The sequence below is a fragment of the Dermacoccus sp. GAS27A genome (assembly GCF_044909235.1).
GTDB classification, from domain to species: Bacteria; Actinomycetota; Actinomycetes; order Actinomycetales; family Dermatophilaceae; genus Dermacoccus; species Dermacoccus nishinomiyaensis.
Map to the genome: position 1 here is coordinate 25,202 of NZ_JBIYDW010000007.1, position 12,521 is coordinate 37,722.

Consider the following 12,521-nt stretch of genomic DNA (forward strand, 5'->3'; position numbering starts at 1 on the left):
CCGGCTCGGGCCGCCGATTGCCGGCACCGTGCATGGTGTTTACCACCGCTCGCTCAGGATCGCCTCGCGCGCGCTGGTTCTGGTCGCTGGTGGATGGCACTGTGCGTGGCGGGTGTCACCGCGTGCTGACTGGCCGCCAAGGTCACGAATGTGTCACGGTGGAGTCGATCGTCCGTCATCGTGACCCACCCCGACCTTCCTGAGAGGACCCAGTGACCTTCACTCTTCGACCCGCCCGCACGCTGTCGGTGCTCGGTGCCTGCGCCGGTCTGACGCTCACGCTCGGTGCCTGCGGCAACAGCGGCGACGACCCGAGCGTGCAGGTCAGCCAGTCGAGTTCGGCCTCCGGCAAGCCCGGCGCGACACTTGCGCTGCGCAAGGCCTGCATCTCGTCGAACAGCCAGGTCGTCTCGGCGAACGCGGCGTGGAACGACGCCGTCGACTCTCACAAGGACGCCGACCTGCAGAAGGCGACGAAGACGATGGGTTCGCTCGCGGATTCGCTGCGCTCGGACGGGAAGCATTCCGGTGATTCGTCGTTCAAGAAGAAGGCCGACGCAGCTGCGGCTCAGGTCGATGCGTTGAAGAAGGCGGAGAAGCCGGCGAAGACGGTCGACACGACGTCGTACAACAGCGCCGTCGAGGACCTCACGAGCTACTGCTCGACGATGTTCCCCCAGGCATCGAAGAGCGCCTGAGCAACGCCTCTTCGAGAGCGGCCCGCGCCGAGTCGCGGGCCGCTCTCGCTGCGTCGTAGGCCTTCTGCGCCGCCTCGACGCGGACTCGCAACCGCGCGATGCGGGCATCCATCTCGGCCAGCGCTGCCTTCTCGCGCTGCTCCTGCTCGGCCCGCCGCCTCTGGGCGCTCTCGCGCTCGGCGGCCCCACGTTCGGCTTTCTCCTGCTCGTCCTCATCCCGCCGGCTCTGGGTGTCGGCGACCTGCGGGGAGGCTCCATCCGCGGAGGAGGAAGCGGATGGGGCTGATGTCGCGGCCGCAGCACCGCGGATTCGGTCTTGGGCAGGCGTACCGCCGGCGACGAGTCGCAGCGCGGGGCGCGCAGGCGCGTCGCGGTGCGCGACGGCGTCGGTGAGGTCGACGTCGCCCCACCCGCTGTAGCTCAGTGGCCGCACGAGTGCGCGGGTCGCCACGGCGTCGGCTGCCTGCCGGTCCGCGATCGCCGCGAGCAGCGTGGCGCGCACGGCCTCGGCGAGCGAGCCGTTCAGGTCGTGCCGCGTGACGATCTGCTGCAGCAGTTCCTGCCGTCGGGCCGACAACTCCTTGAGCGTGGCCGCGTCGAGCGAGGTCTGCGCGGCACGCATCTGTTCGCCGAGGGCAAGGACGTCGCTGATGGCGCCGTCGTCGAGGTGGTTGACGGCCGCGGCCGCGGCGGTGGGCTTGCGGAGCGCGGCGATCTCACGGGCAGCATCGCGCTCACCGGCGGTACGTGCGGCTGCGGCGAGTTCCTTGCGCACCGCGACGAAGTCGGCCGGGTCGCCGCCGTAGAGCGTCGTGACGGCCTCGGCGACGGTGCCCATGTTCATGTCGGCGCTCATGCGACCCGGCCGGGGGGTGTGCGTCGCACGAGGGCCTGCGGATGCCCGGCGACCGCGATTCGTGCTGGGTTCATTGCTCCATTGTCCGTCGCCACCGATAGGGTATGCACAGCCTGGCGCCCGCCTGGCGCTCGTGGGGAGGTCTTTGGTGGTCGACGCAGCGGATCGCGCACCGATCGAGCGAGTGCTCGTTCTCGTGCCGACGTACGACGAGCGGGAGAACCTGCCGGTCATCGTCGAGCGCATCCGGAGTGCCGTCCCCGACGCCGACATCCTCGTCCTCGACGACAACTCGCCCGACGGGACAGGACAGCTCGCCGATGAGATGGCGGCGGCCGACGCCCACGTGCATGTCATGCACCGTCGCGGCAAGGAGGGCCTCGGCAAGGCCTACCTCGCCGGTTTCGCGTGGGGTCTGGAGCGCGGCTACGACGCGCTCGTCGAGATCGACGCGGACGGTTCGCACCCGGCCGAGGAACTGCCTGCGATGCTCGCGCTCGCGGCCGGCGCCGACCTCGTCATCGGCTCCCGCTGGATCAAGGGCGGCTCCGTCGTCAACTGGCCGAAGAACCGCGAGATCCTCAGCCGCGGCGCCAACGTCTACGTCCAGGCGATGCTCGGCACCCGAGTCCATGACGCGACGGCCGGGTTCCGCGTCTACCGCGCGACGCTGCTGCGCCAGATCGACCTCGCGAGCGTGACGTCAGCCGGTTACGGCTTCCAGATCGACCTGACGTGGCGCTCGATCCGGGCCGGGGCGCGCATCGTCGAGCACCCGATCCGATTCAGCGAGCGCGAACTCGGCACGTCGAAGATGTCGGGCAACATCATCAGCGAGGCGCTGCTCGCCGTCGCCGGCTGGGGTCTCGAACTGCGGCGCGAACAGGCCGGGCACCTCCTGTCGCGGGTGCGGGCGCGACGGTCCTAGCGTTCGAGGGTGATGTGGTCGGGCACCTCGTGTCCCGGGTGGGCGCACGGCGCTCAGCCCCCTGATCCCGCTCCTGCGCGTCAGGCTTTCGGATCCTCTGCGGCGGCGCCGAACACGATCGTCCGGTAGGCGACGAAGCGCAGGATGGTGCCGATTCCGATGCCGATGAGGGCGTGCACGTTCTCCCACAACGCGCCGCGGGCCCCCAGCACGTAGTGCGCGAACGCGACCCAGGCCGAGGTGGCGGCGAGTGCGACACCGTTGACGGCGAAGAACAACACGACCTCGTGGTGCAGCGGACGGTTCTCGCGGTGACGGAACGTCCAGTACCGGTTGCCGACCCATGCGAACACGGTGGCCACGGCGCCCGAGATGATCTTCGCGGTCGTCACCTTGCCGTCGAGCGGGCCGGCGCGCAGCCAGTTGTACAGGCCCATGTCGATGAAGATGTTGAGCACGCCGATGATGCCGAACGTGCTGAGCTCGCGCCAGAACGCGGCGAGCGGGGACGACGCCGTAGTCGCCTGGTGCCCGGACGAGTCGGCCCCGAGCGATGACGCTCCGGCCGCGGGCGTCTCGTCGGGGCGCGCCGCTGCGGTCCGTGAGGTCATAACGTCCGATGCTACCCATTGCGCCTTCTGACGGGCTGAGAACGTCAGCACATCGGACGGCCGCGCAGCGCCTTTTCGTCGTTCGTCGATGCGCCCGAAAACCCGTGAGTACAGTGATCGGCATCACATCGAACCCTGGCGTTCGATACAGGCCGCGACGTGACGCGTCGTCCCGAGACAGTGCGTGCGACGAGACTTTGGAGGTGGGCATGGACGGGAAGAGTTTCGACGCGATCGTCGTGGGCGCGGGGCTGGCAGGTCTCGTGGCGGCGGCCGAACTGACGTCGCGGGGGCGCCGCGTCGTCGTCGTCGAGCAGGAGAATCGCGCCAATCTGGGCGCTCAGGCGCACTGGTCGTTCGGTGGGTTGTTCCTCGTCGACTCGCCCGAGCAGCGCCGCCTGCGGGTGCGCGACAGCCTCGAGCTCGCGTGGCAGGACTGGTGCGGCAGCGCCCAGTGGGACCGCCTCGAGGGTGAGGCGAACGCGTCCGGTGAGCCCCTCGGTGAGGACGTCTGGGGAAAGCGCTGGGCGCGCGCCTACGTCGAGTGGGCGGCCGGCGGCAAGCGGGAGTGGTTGCGCGAGAACGGAATCGAGCTCACGCCAATGGTCGGGTGGGCCGAGCGAGGCGACGGTCGCGCCGGGGGTCACGGCAACTCGGTGCCCCGCTTCCACATCGCGTGGGGCACCGGCACGGGCGTGAGCGGCCCCTTCGTCGAGAAGGCGCTCGATGCCGAGGCCCGGGGCCTGCTGACGTTCGCGCACCGTCATCGCGTCGACGAATTCATCGTCGAGACCCCTGCCGACGGTGGTGCTCGCGCCGTCACCGGCGTGCGCGGCAGCGTCCTCGCTCCCGACGACGCGGAGCGCGGTGTCGCGTCGAACCGCGACGTCGTCGGCGGGTTCGAGTTCACGGCGCCGTCGGTCATCGTCGCGAGCGGTGGCATCGGTGGCAACCACGACCTCGTGCGGCGCTGGTGGCCGGCGGATCTCGGCGAGGCGCCGCGTTCGATGCTGACGGGGGTGCCCGCCTACGTCGACGGGCGCATGCTCGAGATCGCCGCGGACGCGGGCGCGCGCCTCGTCAACCGTGATCGGATGTGGCACTACACCGAAGGCATCCGAAACTGGAACCCGGTGTGGCCGCAGCACGCCATCCGCATCCTGCCCGGCCCGTCGCCGCTGTGGTTCGACGCGATCGGACGTCGCATGCCGATGCCGTGCCTGCCCGGTTTCGACACGCGCGGCACGCTGCGTCACCTGCGCAGCGACCCGGCGATCCGCGCGTACGACCACTCGTGGTTCATCGTCACCCAACCGATGCTGGAGAAGGAGTTCGCCCTCTCCGGCTCGGAGCAGAACCTCGACCTGACGTCCGGGAGCCGCCGCGAGGTCGTGCGGGCGCGGCTGGCCAAGGGTGCGCCGCGAGCGGTCGCCGACTTCGTCGAGCACGGCGAGGACTTCGTCGTCGCCGAGACGCTCGAAGAGCTCGTCGCGAAGATGAACGAGTTGACGGACGAGCCGCTGCTCGATGCGGCACACGTGCGTCGGCAGATCGAGGAGCGTGACGCGCAGGTCGACAACGCCTACGGCAAGGACGTGCAGGTCATGGCGATCCACAACGCGCGCCGCTACCTCGGCGACCGGCTGGCGCGCGTGTCGGCGTCGCACCGCGTGCTCGACGAGAGGCAGGGCCCGCTCGTCGGCATCAAGCTGCACGTGCTGACGCGCAAGAGTCTCGGCGGCATCCAGACCGACCTCGACTCGCGCGTGCTCGACGCTCGCGGCCGCGTCGTGCCGGGGCTGTTCGCCGCCGGTGAGGCCGCCGGCTTCGGTGGGGGAGGCGTCCACGGCTTCAACGCGCTCGAGGGCACGTTCCTCGGAGGATGCCTGTTCTCCGGGCGAGCGGCCGGGGTGGCCGCCTCCCGAGTGGCATGACGGACGACATAACAATTCGTGATTGAATCCGCAGGCCGAAATACGAGACGACCATGAGGGGGTGGCTCGGTGGCGCAGCGGAAAATCACCCAGGCGCGTGCGCACGAGACGCGCTCTCGCATCCTGACGGGCGCCGCCGAGGCGTTCGCCGAGCACGGTTTCGCCGGCGCGACCATCGCCGACATCATGACGCGCTCGGGCGTGACGAAGCGCGCGCTGTACTTCCACTTCGACACGAAGGAAGAGGTCGCCGACGCCGTCCTCGCCGCGCACACGACGTGGCTGCGCGACGCCGTCGCCGCCCTGGCGGGCTCGCCGGTGCAACGCCTCGTCGACTACGGCTACCTCACCTGTGACGGGCTCGCCGACGACCCGATCTTCCAGGCGACGGCTCGGCTCGCGATCGAGCGCGAGACCTACGGCGCGGGGCGTCCGGCGTCGTTCGGGGTGTGGCAGGAGACGACCCGCGACATGCTCGACGAGGTCGCCGCTGCGGGGTGCCTCAATGCCGGGGTCGACACGGGCGTCGTGGCGCGCATGCTCAGTGCGACCGTCCTCGGGCTGCACCTGTCAGCACGCGCGAGCGACCCGTCGTCGCGCCTGCACGCCGAGATCGAACAGTTCTGGACGCACGCCGGGGCGACCCTCGTGAGGCCCGAAGCGCTCGCCGGTGTGACGCTGCGTCGCGCCCGCCCCACCGCGTGACACTCTTGGGCCATGGAACAGCAGAGGGTGGAGTCGGCGCGTGAGGCCGTGCCGTACGGCGTGCGGGTGGCCGCGTGGTGGTCGGTGTGTTTGCTCGCCATCGCCGTCGGGGTGCTCGCGTTCTTCTGGGGCGTCACGCGTCTCGGCGTCGTCACCGTCTCCTTCGTCACCGGGGTGATGTTCGCGGCGCTCCTCGCTCCGATCGTGTCGTGGCTGGTGCGGCGCGGCGTGGGGCGCACGACATCCGCGGTCATCGCGTTCTTCGTCGGTGTCGGTTCGGCTGCGGGGCTGATCGCGTTCGTCGTGGCGCAGATCGACGACTCCGGCGGCGAGTTCGCCCGACAGCTGACGCTCGCCGAGCAGGGCGCGCGGCACTGGCTCGTCGACGGGCCGCTGAAGATCGACGAAACCTCGGCGAGCCGCTACACGACCGACCTCGGAACGACGCTGAGCAACCACACGGCCGACATCGTCGGCTGGGCGGCGGCGCACGTCGGCATCGTCACGGGCGGGCTGTCGGCGCTGCTGCTCACGCTGTTCTGCGCGTTGTTCCTGCTCGCCGACGACGGCTCCATCTGGCGTTGGATCGTGCGGCTGCTGCCGCGTGGCGCGCACAACCACGTCGACCTCGCGGGCGCGGCGGCGTGGCGCACCCTCGTCGTCTACATGCGCTCGCTCGTGCTGCTCGCCCTGCTCAACGCGGCGGCGATGCTGCCCGTGCTCTGGTTCGCGGACGTGCCCCTCGCCGTCCCGCTGACCGTCGTCATCTTCCTCGGCTCGCTCATCCCGCTCGTCGGGGTGCTGCTCGCCGCGGCGCTCATGTTCGCCGTCGCGTTCGTCGGCAACGGGCTCGTCACCGCGCTCGTGCTCGTCGCGATCCTCACGGTGCTCGTGCAGCTGCTCGGCAACCTCGTCAACCCCCTCATCCTCGGACGGTTCGTCGACCTGCACCCCGTCGTCATCCTCATCGGCGTGAGCGCCGGCACGCTGCTCGGCGGGGCGTTCGGCGCGTTCACGGCCGTGCCGCTCATCGCCGTCGTCAACAACATGGTCAAGGTGATGCGCAGCTACCATCTCGAGGAACACGGCGACGAGGATCTCGACGCCGTCGACGAACGTCAGCTCGAACGCCGCGCCAAGGAGGCCATGTGAACGCCGAGCGTCCCGGAGCGCTGCGGATGGCCGCGCTGCGCGTCTACCGGATGCTGCCCGCCGGGCTCAGCCACCACATCGTGCACGCCATGCAGCCGACGTTCAGCGCCGGCGCCGTCGCCATCATCGAGCACGACGGGCGCGTGCTCGCGCTGCGTCAGGCGCACCGCAGCGGATGGTCGCTACCGGGCGGCCTCATCGACGCCGGCGAGCAACCGCAGGACGCCGTCGTGCGCGAGGTGCGTGAGGAGACGGGCCTCGACATCGAGCCGGGTAGCGTCATGGCCACTGATTTCGACCCGGAGATCCGGCACGTCGACGTCATCTTCCGCGTCGTGTGCGACGAGCGCCCCGAGGTCGAGGTGGCGAGCGAAGCCCTCGAATCCGGATGGTTCGCGCTCGACGAACTACCGCACCCCGACAAGTCGACGCGCCGCATCCAGCGCGCCGTGCGCCTCGCGCGGCAGCCATCAAGCGTGGGGCGTGTCGTCGGGCGCGGCGACTGAGGGTTCAGCCCTGCGCGCTTCTCAGCGCAGCAGCCCGGCGCGTCGTGCGAGTGCCACCGCTTCGGTGCGCGAGGTGGCGCCCAGTTTTTCGTTGATGTGCACGAGGTGCGTCTTGACGGTCGCCTCGGAGACGAAGAGGTGCTTCGCGATCTCCTTGTTCGTCGCGCCGCCGGCGACGGCGTCGAGCACGTCGAGTTCGCGGGCCGTCAGCGTCGGTGCGGGCGAGGACAACCGGTTGACGAGGCGCGCCGCGATGGCGGGCGCGAGCACCGTCTCGCCGCGTGAGGCGCGGTGCACGGCCTCGACGAGGTCGGCGGGCGGTGCGTCCTTGAGCAGGTAGCCTGACGCGCCGGCTTCGACGCCCCGCACGATGTCGGCGTCCGTGTCGTAGGTGGTGAGGATGAGGACGCGAGGCGCGTCGTCGCGGGCTCGGATGGCGCGCGTCGCCGCGACGCCGTCGAGGCCGGGCCCCATCTGCAGATCCATGAGGACGACGTCGGGGCGCACCCCCTGCTCGGCGAGGCGGTCGAGCACGCGCAGGGCCTCCTCGCCGCTGCCGGCCTCGTCGAGGACGTCGATGCCCGACGCGTCGAGCAGCGCTCGTAGGCCCGCGCGCACGACGGGATGGTCGTCGGTGAGGATGACGCTCGTCATCGGAGGCTGCTTTCCGTCGGGGTTGCCACGTGCGGTTCGACTCCGGCCGTCAGGGCAGGGGCGGGCTCGGTGTTCTCCTGCCTCACCGCCTTGTAGGGGCCGCTGGTGGGGATGGTCGCGATGAGGGCGGCGCCCTCGCCGGGCTGGGATTCGATCTCGAGGTGGCCGCCGAGTGCGTCGAGGCGTTCCCGCATGGCGCGCAGGCCGAATCCGCTGCCGCCCAGGGGCGCGCATTCGACGTCGGCGTCGGTGAAACCCACGCCGTCGTCGATGACTTCGAGGCCGACCTCGTCGGGTCGGTAGCTGAGCGTCACGCCGACGCGCTGCGCTTTGCTGTGGGTCCGCACGTTGGCGAGGGCGCTCTGCGCGATGCGCAGCAGCGCGACATCGACTGGGGCCGGCAGTGGGCGCGGTTCGCCGTCGCAGGTCGTGTCGGCGCGGATGCCGGTGTGCTCCGTCAGGCGCGCGGTGAGGCGCTCGAGCGCGCCGGACAACGGCGCGTCGACGAGGTCGCTCGGCGTCAGGGCATGGACGACCTCGCGCGAGTCGGCGAGGCCCTGCGCGGCCGTCGACTCGATCTGCTCGAGCAGGCGCGCCATCTCGTCGCCGGCATGCGCGGCGCTGTCGTGGGTGGCCTGGGCGCTCGCGTGCTGGGTGCGGGCGTGCTGGTTACGGGCGAGGCCCGCGCGCGACAGCAGCACGATGCTGGAGAAGCCCTGCGCGAGGGTGTCGTGGATGTCGTGCGCGAGGCGCTCGCGCTCGGCGAGGACGCCGGCGCGGTGCTGGGCGAGGGCGAGCGTCTCCTGCGTCGCGAGCACGTCGTCCTGCGCGGCGACGAGCTGGGTGACGAGTTCGCGGCGGCGCGTGTTCTCCGCGCGCAGCTGGGCGTACACCCACGAGATGCCGAGCGCGACGATCATCCCCATGATCGGGCCGATGACGGTGCCGACGTTGCGTCCGTCGGGGCGCGAGACGAGGGCGGCGACGCTCGCGACGAGGACGAGGGGCACGAGGGCGGCAGCGATGGGCCGGATCGCGACGTGCAGGACGAGGAAGTACAGCGCGAACGCCACCCACGCGAAGTCAGGCGCGACGGCGAGCGTCAGGCACCACGCGAGCGTCAGCGCGATGATCCACACCTGGCCGGTGTGCGAATCCTGGGCGGCGCGCAGCGACTGGGCGCGGCGCGCGCGGCGTTCGACGACGAGGCCGCTCAGGTAGACGCCGGTGAACACGACCGTCGCGGCGATGACGGCGAACGGCGAGGCGTCTCCGGCGAGCGCCCGGATCACCCCGACGACGAGCAGCACGACGAACAGGACGTGCATCGCGGCCTGCATGATGCGGATGGTGCGTTCGGAGTCGGTGGTGGGGTCGGTGGTACTCATCACCGTCCATTTTGCCGCGTGGATGCGTCGAACGCGCACGGACGTCAACCGAACGGTTGACGCGTTCTCCCACTGCCTGGGTGATGCGCGCAGGGGATGAATCGCGCTCGAATGGAGAAAACCTGGAGAACCTGTGCCGAAAGAAGAGGTTGATGTTCCTCGCAACTCGAGACCTTGCGTACGCCAAGGGTCGTTTCGCCCTTATCGGCGGCGTCATCGCCCTGATCACGCTGCTCGTCGTCATGCTGACCGGCCTCGCGGCCGGCCTCGCGAAGGAGAGCGTGTCGGCCATCGACACGTTGCCCTCGCACGGTGTCGACCAGATCGGCTTCTCGGCCCCCGCGAAGGGGCAGAAGGTCGGGTATGACAGCTCCCACGTCGAGGCGAAGGACATCGACAAGATCAAATCGGTCAAGGGCGTCACCGACGCCTCGCCGCTGACGATCACGCAGGGCCGCGCGAGTGTCTCCGGTGTGCCGTCGGCGGTCGCCATCTTCGCCGTCCCGGACGGTTCGTTCGCCGCGCCGAAGGGGGTGAAGAACGGCTCCGTCGTCGTCGGCAAGACGATCACGAAGGACGCCGCGCTCAAGGAGGGCGAGTCGATCTCGTTCAACAACAAGAGCGTTCGCGTCGCGAAGCTGAGCGACGACGCGTCGTACCAGCACCAGCCCGTCGTGTGGATGACGGAGAACGACGCGAAGGCCGCCGGCCTGCTCGGCCAGGGCTCGGGCACCGTCGCGCTCGTCAAGACGGGCAGCGGGTTCTCGAAGGACGCGCTCACCTCGGCGACCGGCCTCGACGTGCAGGACCCGAAGACGTCGCTCAGCACGATCAGCGCCTACCAGGCCGAGAACGGCTCGCTGACGCTCATGCGCGTCATGCTCATGCTCGTCTCCGCCCTCGTCGTCGGCGCGTTCTTCACCGTCTGGACGATCCAGCGCACGCCCGACCTCGCCGTCCTCAAGGCGATGGGCGCGCACACCGGCTACCTCGTGCGTGACGCCATGGGTCAGGCCGCCATCCTGCTGCTCATCGGTGGCGGCCTCGGCACGATCGTCGCGACCGTCCTCGGCTACTTCGCGCAGGGCACGGTGCCGTTCGTCCTCAGCCTCACCACCACGCTCGTCCCGCTGGCGCTGCTGTTCGTTCTCGGTCTGCTCGGCGCGCTCGTCAGCGTGCGCCGCATCGTGACCGTCGACCCCAACACCGCACTGGGGGCCGCGCGATGAGCCTTCGTCGTCATGCACCCGTACCTCGTGTCGAAGGCCGCGCGATGAGCCTCGACGCCACCCTCGTCCCCACCACCGCGCCAGGAGCAGCCCGATGAGCCTCGACGTCAAGAACGCGACGCTGACCTTCCCCGACGGCGCCTCGGGGCGCATCACGGCCGTCAACGACGTGTCGTTGCACGTCGCCGCGGGCGAGTTCGCCGCGGTGACGGGCCCGTCGGGTTCCGGCAAGTCGTCGCTGCTCGCCGTCGCCGGCCTGCTGCAGACGCCCGACTCCGGCATCGTGACGATCGACGGCAAGGTCGTCTCGGGGCTCTCGCACAAGGACGCCGCAGCGGTGCGCCTGTCGTCGATCGGGTTCGTCTTCCAGCAGAGCAACCTCATCGCGTCGCTGACGTCCGTGGAGCAGCTCGAGATCGTTGCGCGCATCGCCGGGCGTCACGGCAAGGACACCGCATCGCGGGCCGAGGAACTGCTCGCCGCCGTCGGGTTGGAGAAGGTCTTCGACCGCCGCCCCGCAGCGCTCTCCGGCGGTCAGCGTCAGCGTGTCGGCATCGCCCGCGCGCTGATGAACGAGCCGAAGCTGCTGCTCGTCGACGAACCGACCGCGTCGCTCGACACCGAGCGCGGCACCGCCGTCGTCGAACTGCTCGGCAAGGTGACGCACGAGCACCAGGCCGCGACCATCATGGTGACGCACGACCTGCACACCCTCGACGCCGTCGACTCGCTGCACGAGATGGTCGACGGTCGCCTGCGCACGCTCGAGGCGGCCCCGACGCAGGGTTGATGTCGGCGCCTCGTCGTAGTGCTGGCCTCGGCGCCTGATCGCCTCGACGGAGACGACGCGAGGAATCGGGCGTAGGCGAACATGGCGCCGGCCGGATGCGACAAGCATCCGGCCGGCGTTCGTCGTCTCGTGGTTGCGGCGTCTCACGGTGGCGTCGCCTCGTGGTTTCGGCGTCTCGACGGTAGGTGTGAGGTCGGCGAGTCGTTGTGGACGGGATTCGCAGATGGGGACGCGAATCGCGGTTGGGGACGGGAGTTCGAGCTGGCGCCTGTTCTCGCGCCGGCGTTGGTCAGGAGCTGACGTGAGCCAGCTGCGTCGTCGTGGCCGGCGCGTCATGCATCAGGGCGAGGCGTAGGCATCCGAGAGCGACGGGGATCTCGGCGGCGAGCGCCATGGCGACGGCGGTGGCGAGCGAACTTGTCGTGGTCGCGCTCGCGATGTCCGTGACGGCGTCGAGGACGAACAGCGTCGCGGCGACGAGCCCGATGAGCCGGGTGGCCGCGGCGCGTCGACTGGTGGCCAGAACGAGTGCGGTGAGGGCGAGGAGTTCGCTCACGTCGAGCCCCAACCACGCCGCGATGCTCGCAGGGTCGACGCGCTGCGCGTCCAGGCGCAGGTAGAGCACCGGGATCCAGGCTGCGAGGACGCCGCCTGCCACCGTCAGGACTCGTGTCACCGTCGTGTTCTCCACGTCCCCCACGTTCGCGCTCGCGTGTGGGTGGGTGATGTCGAGATCCTGTGCGTCGGCCATGAGCGCTCGCGGGCGATCTGGCGTGGTGTTGACGTCGCAATGTCGACGTGGTGCGGTGCGCGCAGCGCGGGCGTGGGGAGAGCCGGAGGGAAGCCTGGCCGTGGGGCGGTGGCGCGAGGGGCCGTCAGAGGGGCGGGCCGGGCACGACGAAGGTGTGATCACCGTTGCGGGAGCTGCTACGTCCCGGGCGCCCACGGCGGGCGGGCGGTTCGCTAGGGTGGTCAGCGCGCGTCACCCAGGACGAGGAAGCCGGTGAGAATCCGGCACGGTCGCGCCACTGTGAACGGGATTTCCGTGAGTCAGGAACTCGGGGCGACGC

At 70.3% G+C, this 12,521-nt stretch carries 13 protein-coding genes and 1 riboswitch; of the genes, 8 read left to right on the forward strand and 5 right to left on the reverse strand.

Features of this window, described 5'->3' with window-relative positions; translation table 11 throughout:
• Positions 1 to 212 precede the first annotated feature (212 nt).
• Entirely contained in the window at positions 213 to 698 is a 486-nt protein-coding gene (locus tag ABH936_RS08630; RefSeq protein ID WP_165584678.1) for a hypothetical protein, read from the forward strand.
• On the opposite strand, the gene ABH936_RS08635 is transcribed toward ABH936_RS08630, so the two are convergent.
• Positions 649 to 1,542, reverse strand: a complete 894-nt coding sequence (locus ABH936_RS08635) for a hypothetical protein (RefSeq protein ID WP_171969886.1) — start codon at positions 1,540 to 1,542, stop codon at positions 649 to 651. The genes ABH936_RS08630 and ABH936_RS08635 overlap by 50 nt on opposite strands.
• 160 nt (positions 1,543 to 1,702) lie before the next feature.
• Here ABH936_RS08635 and ABH936_RS08640 point away from each other — a divergent pair, with 160 nt between their 5' ends.
• Positions 1,703 to 2,482 carry a polyprenol monophosphomannose synthase gene (locus ABH936_RS08640; protein WP_038569692.1) on the forward strand — a complete coding sequence of 260 codons (780 nt, stop codon included), beginning with the start codon at positions 1,703 to 1,705 and terminating at the stop codon, positions 2,480 to 2,482.
• A gap of 80 nt (positions 2,483 to 2,562) precedes the next feature.
• Here the strand turns inward: ABH936_RS08640 and ABH936_RS08645 are convergent, their stop codons facing one another.
• Positions 2,563 to 3,093 (reverse strand): GtrA family protein, encoded by a 531-nt coding sequence (locus tag ABH936_RS08645; RefSeq protein ID WP_006943451.1) that lies wholly within the window; start codon positions 3,091 to 3,093, stop codon positions 2,563 to 2,565.
• 209 nt (positions 3,094 to 3,302) lie between these two features.
• Between ABH936_RS08645 and ABH936_RS08650 the strand changes: the two genes are divergently transcribed.
• From ABH936_RS08650 to ABH936_RS08665, 4 genes are all read left to right on the forward strand, one after another.
• Entirely contained in the window at positions 3,303 to 5,027 is a 1,725-nt protein-coding gene (locus ABH936_RS08650; RefSeq protein ID WP_038569691.1) for an FAD-binding dehydrogenase, read from the forward strand.
• Positions 5,028 to 5,096: 69 nt separating this feature from the next.
• Positions 5,097 to 5,732: a ScbR family autoregulator-binding transcription factor gene (locus ABH936_RS08655; protein WP_404603039.1), complete on the forward strand. Its 636-nt coding sequence runs from the start codon at positions 5,097 to 5,099 to the stop codon at positions 5,730 to 5,732.
• Between the two features lie 12 nt (positions 5,733 to 5,744).
• Positions 5,745 to 6,884, forward strand: a complete 1,140-nt coding sequence (locus ABH936_RS08660) for an AI-2E family transporter (protein WP_404603040.1) — start codon at positions 5,745 to 5,747, stop codon at positions 6,882 to 6,884.
• The gene (locus ABH936_RS08665) at positions 6,881 to 7,390 is read left to right on the forward strand and encodes an NUDIX domain-containing protein (protein WP_404603041.1); all 510 of its coding nucleotides are present in this window, start codon (positions 6,881 to 6,883) and stop codon (positions 7,388 to 7,390) included. Before ABH936_RS08660 ends, ABH936_RS08665 begins: the two co-directional genes overlap by 4 nt.
• Before the next feature lie 21 nt (positions 7,391 to 7,411).
• Here the strand turns inward: ABH936_RS08665 and ABH936_RS08670 are convergent, their stop codons facing one another.
• Together ABH936_RS08670 and ABH936_RS08675 are read right to left on the reverse strand one after the other, a co-directional pair.
• Positions 7,412 to 8,044, reverse strand: a complete 633-nt coding sequence (locus ABH936_RS08670) for a response regulator (protein WP_404603042.1) — start codon at positions 8,042 to 8,044, stop codon at positions 7,412 to 7,414.
• Complete coding sequence (locus ABH936_RS08675) at positions 8,041 to 9,432, reverse strand: sensor histidine kinase (RefSeq protein WP_404603043.1); 1,392 nt, start codon at positions 9,430 to 9,432, stop codon at positions 8,041 to 8,043. The genes ABH936_RS08670 and ABH936_RS08675 overlap by 4 nt, the downstream gene beginning before the upstream one ends.
• Positions 9,433 to 9,584: 152 nt before the next feature.
• Between ABH936_RS08675 and ABH936_RS08680 the strand changes: the two genes are divergently transcribed.
• On the forward strand, positions 9,585 to 10,661 hold the full coding sequence (locus tag ABH936_RS08680; RefSeq protein WP_006946338.1) for an FtsX-like permease family protein: 1,077 nt from the start codon (positions 9,585 to 9,587) through the stop codon (positions 10,659 to 10,661).
• 94 nt (positions 10,662 to 10,755) lie between these two features.
• On the forward strand, positions 10,756 to 11,451 hold the full coding sequence (locus ABH936_RS08685) for an ABC transporter ATP-binding protein (protein ID WP_131941747.1): 696 nt from the start codon (positions 10,756 to 10,758) through the stop codon (positions 11,449 to 11,451).
• Between the two features lie 289 nt (positions 11,452 to 11,740).
• Here ABH936_RS08685 and ABH936_RS08690 read toward each other — a convergent pair whose 3' ends face one another.
• Positions 11,741 to 12,202, reverse strand: a complete 462-nt coding sequence (locus ABH936_RS08690) for a hypothetical protein (RefSeq protein WP_006947571.1) — start codon at positions 12,200 to 12,202, stop codon at positions 11,741 to 11,743.
• 240 nt (positions 12,203 to 12,442) lie between these two features.
• A riboswitch (cobalamin riboswitch) is annotated at positions 12,443 to 12,511 on the forward strand.
• Positions 12,512 to 12,521 lie beyond the last annotated feature (10 nt).

Bases quoted from the DNA above. Each gene is read 5' to 3' on its own strand.
- ABH936_RS08635 (WP_171969886.1), bottom strand. From the start codon at position 1,542: ATGAACATGGGCACCGTCGCCGAGGCCGTCACGACGCTCTACGGCGGC.
- ABH936_RS08645 (WP_006943451.1), bottom strand. From the start codon at position 3,093: ATGACCTCACGGACCGCAGCGGCGCGCCCCGACGAGACGCCCGCGGCC.
- ABH936_RS08650 (WP_038569691.1), top strand. From the start codon at position 3,303: ATGGACGGGAAGAGTTTCGACGCGATCGTCGTGGGCGCGGGGCTGGCA.
- ABH936_RS08660 (WP_404603040.1), top strand. From the start codon at position 5,745: ATGGAACAGCAGAGGGTGGAGTCGGCGCGTGAGGCCGTGCCGTACGGC.
- ABH936_RS08670 (WP_404603042.1), bottom strand. From the start codon at position 8,044: ATGACGAGCGTCATCCTCACCGACGACCATCCCGTCGTGCGCGCGGGC.
- ABH936_RS08675 (WP_404603043.1), bottom strand. From the start codon at position 9,432: ATGAGTACCACCGACCCCACCACCGACTCCGAACGCACCATCCGCATC.
- ABH936_RS08680 (WP_006946338.1), top strand. From the start codon at position 9,585: ATGTTCCTCGCAACTCGAGACCTTGCGTACGCCAAGGGTCGTTTCGCC.
- ABH936_RS08685 (WP_131941747.1), top strand. From the start codon at position 10,756: ATGAGCCTCGACGTCAAGAACGCGACGCTGACCTTCCCCGACGGCGCC.
- ABH936_RS08690 (WP_006947571.1), bottom strand. From the start codon at position 12,202: ATGGCCGACGCACAGGATCTCGACATCACCCACCCACACGCGAGCGCG.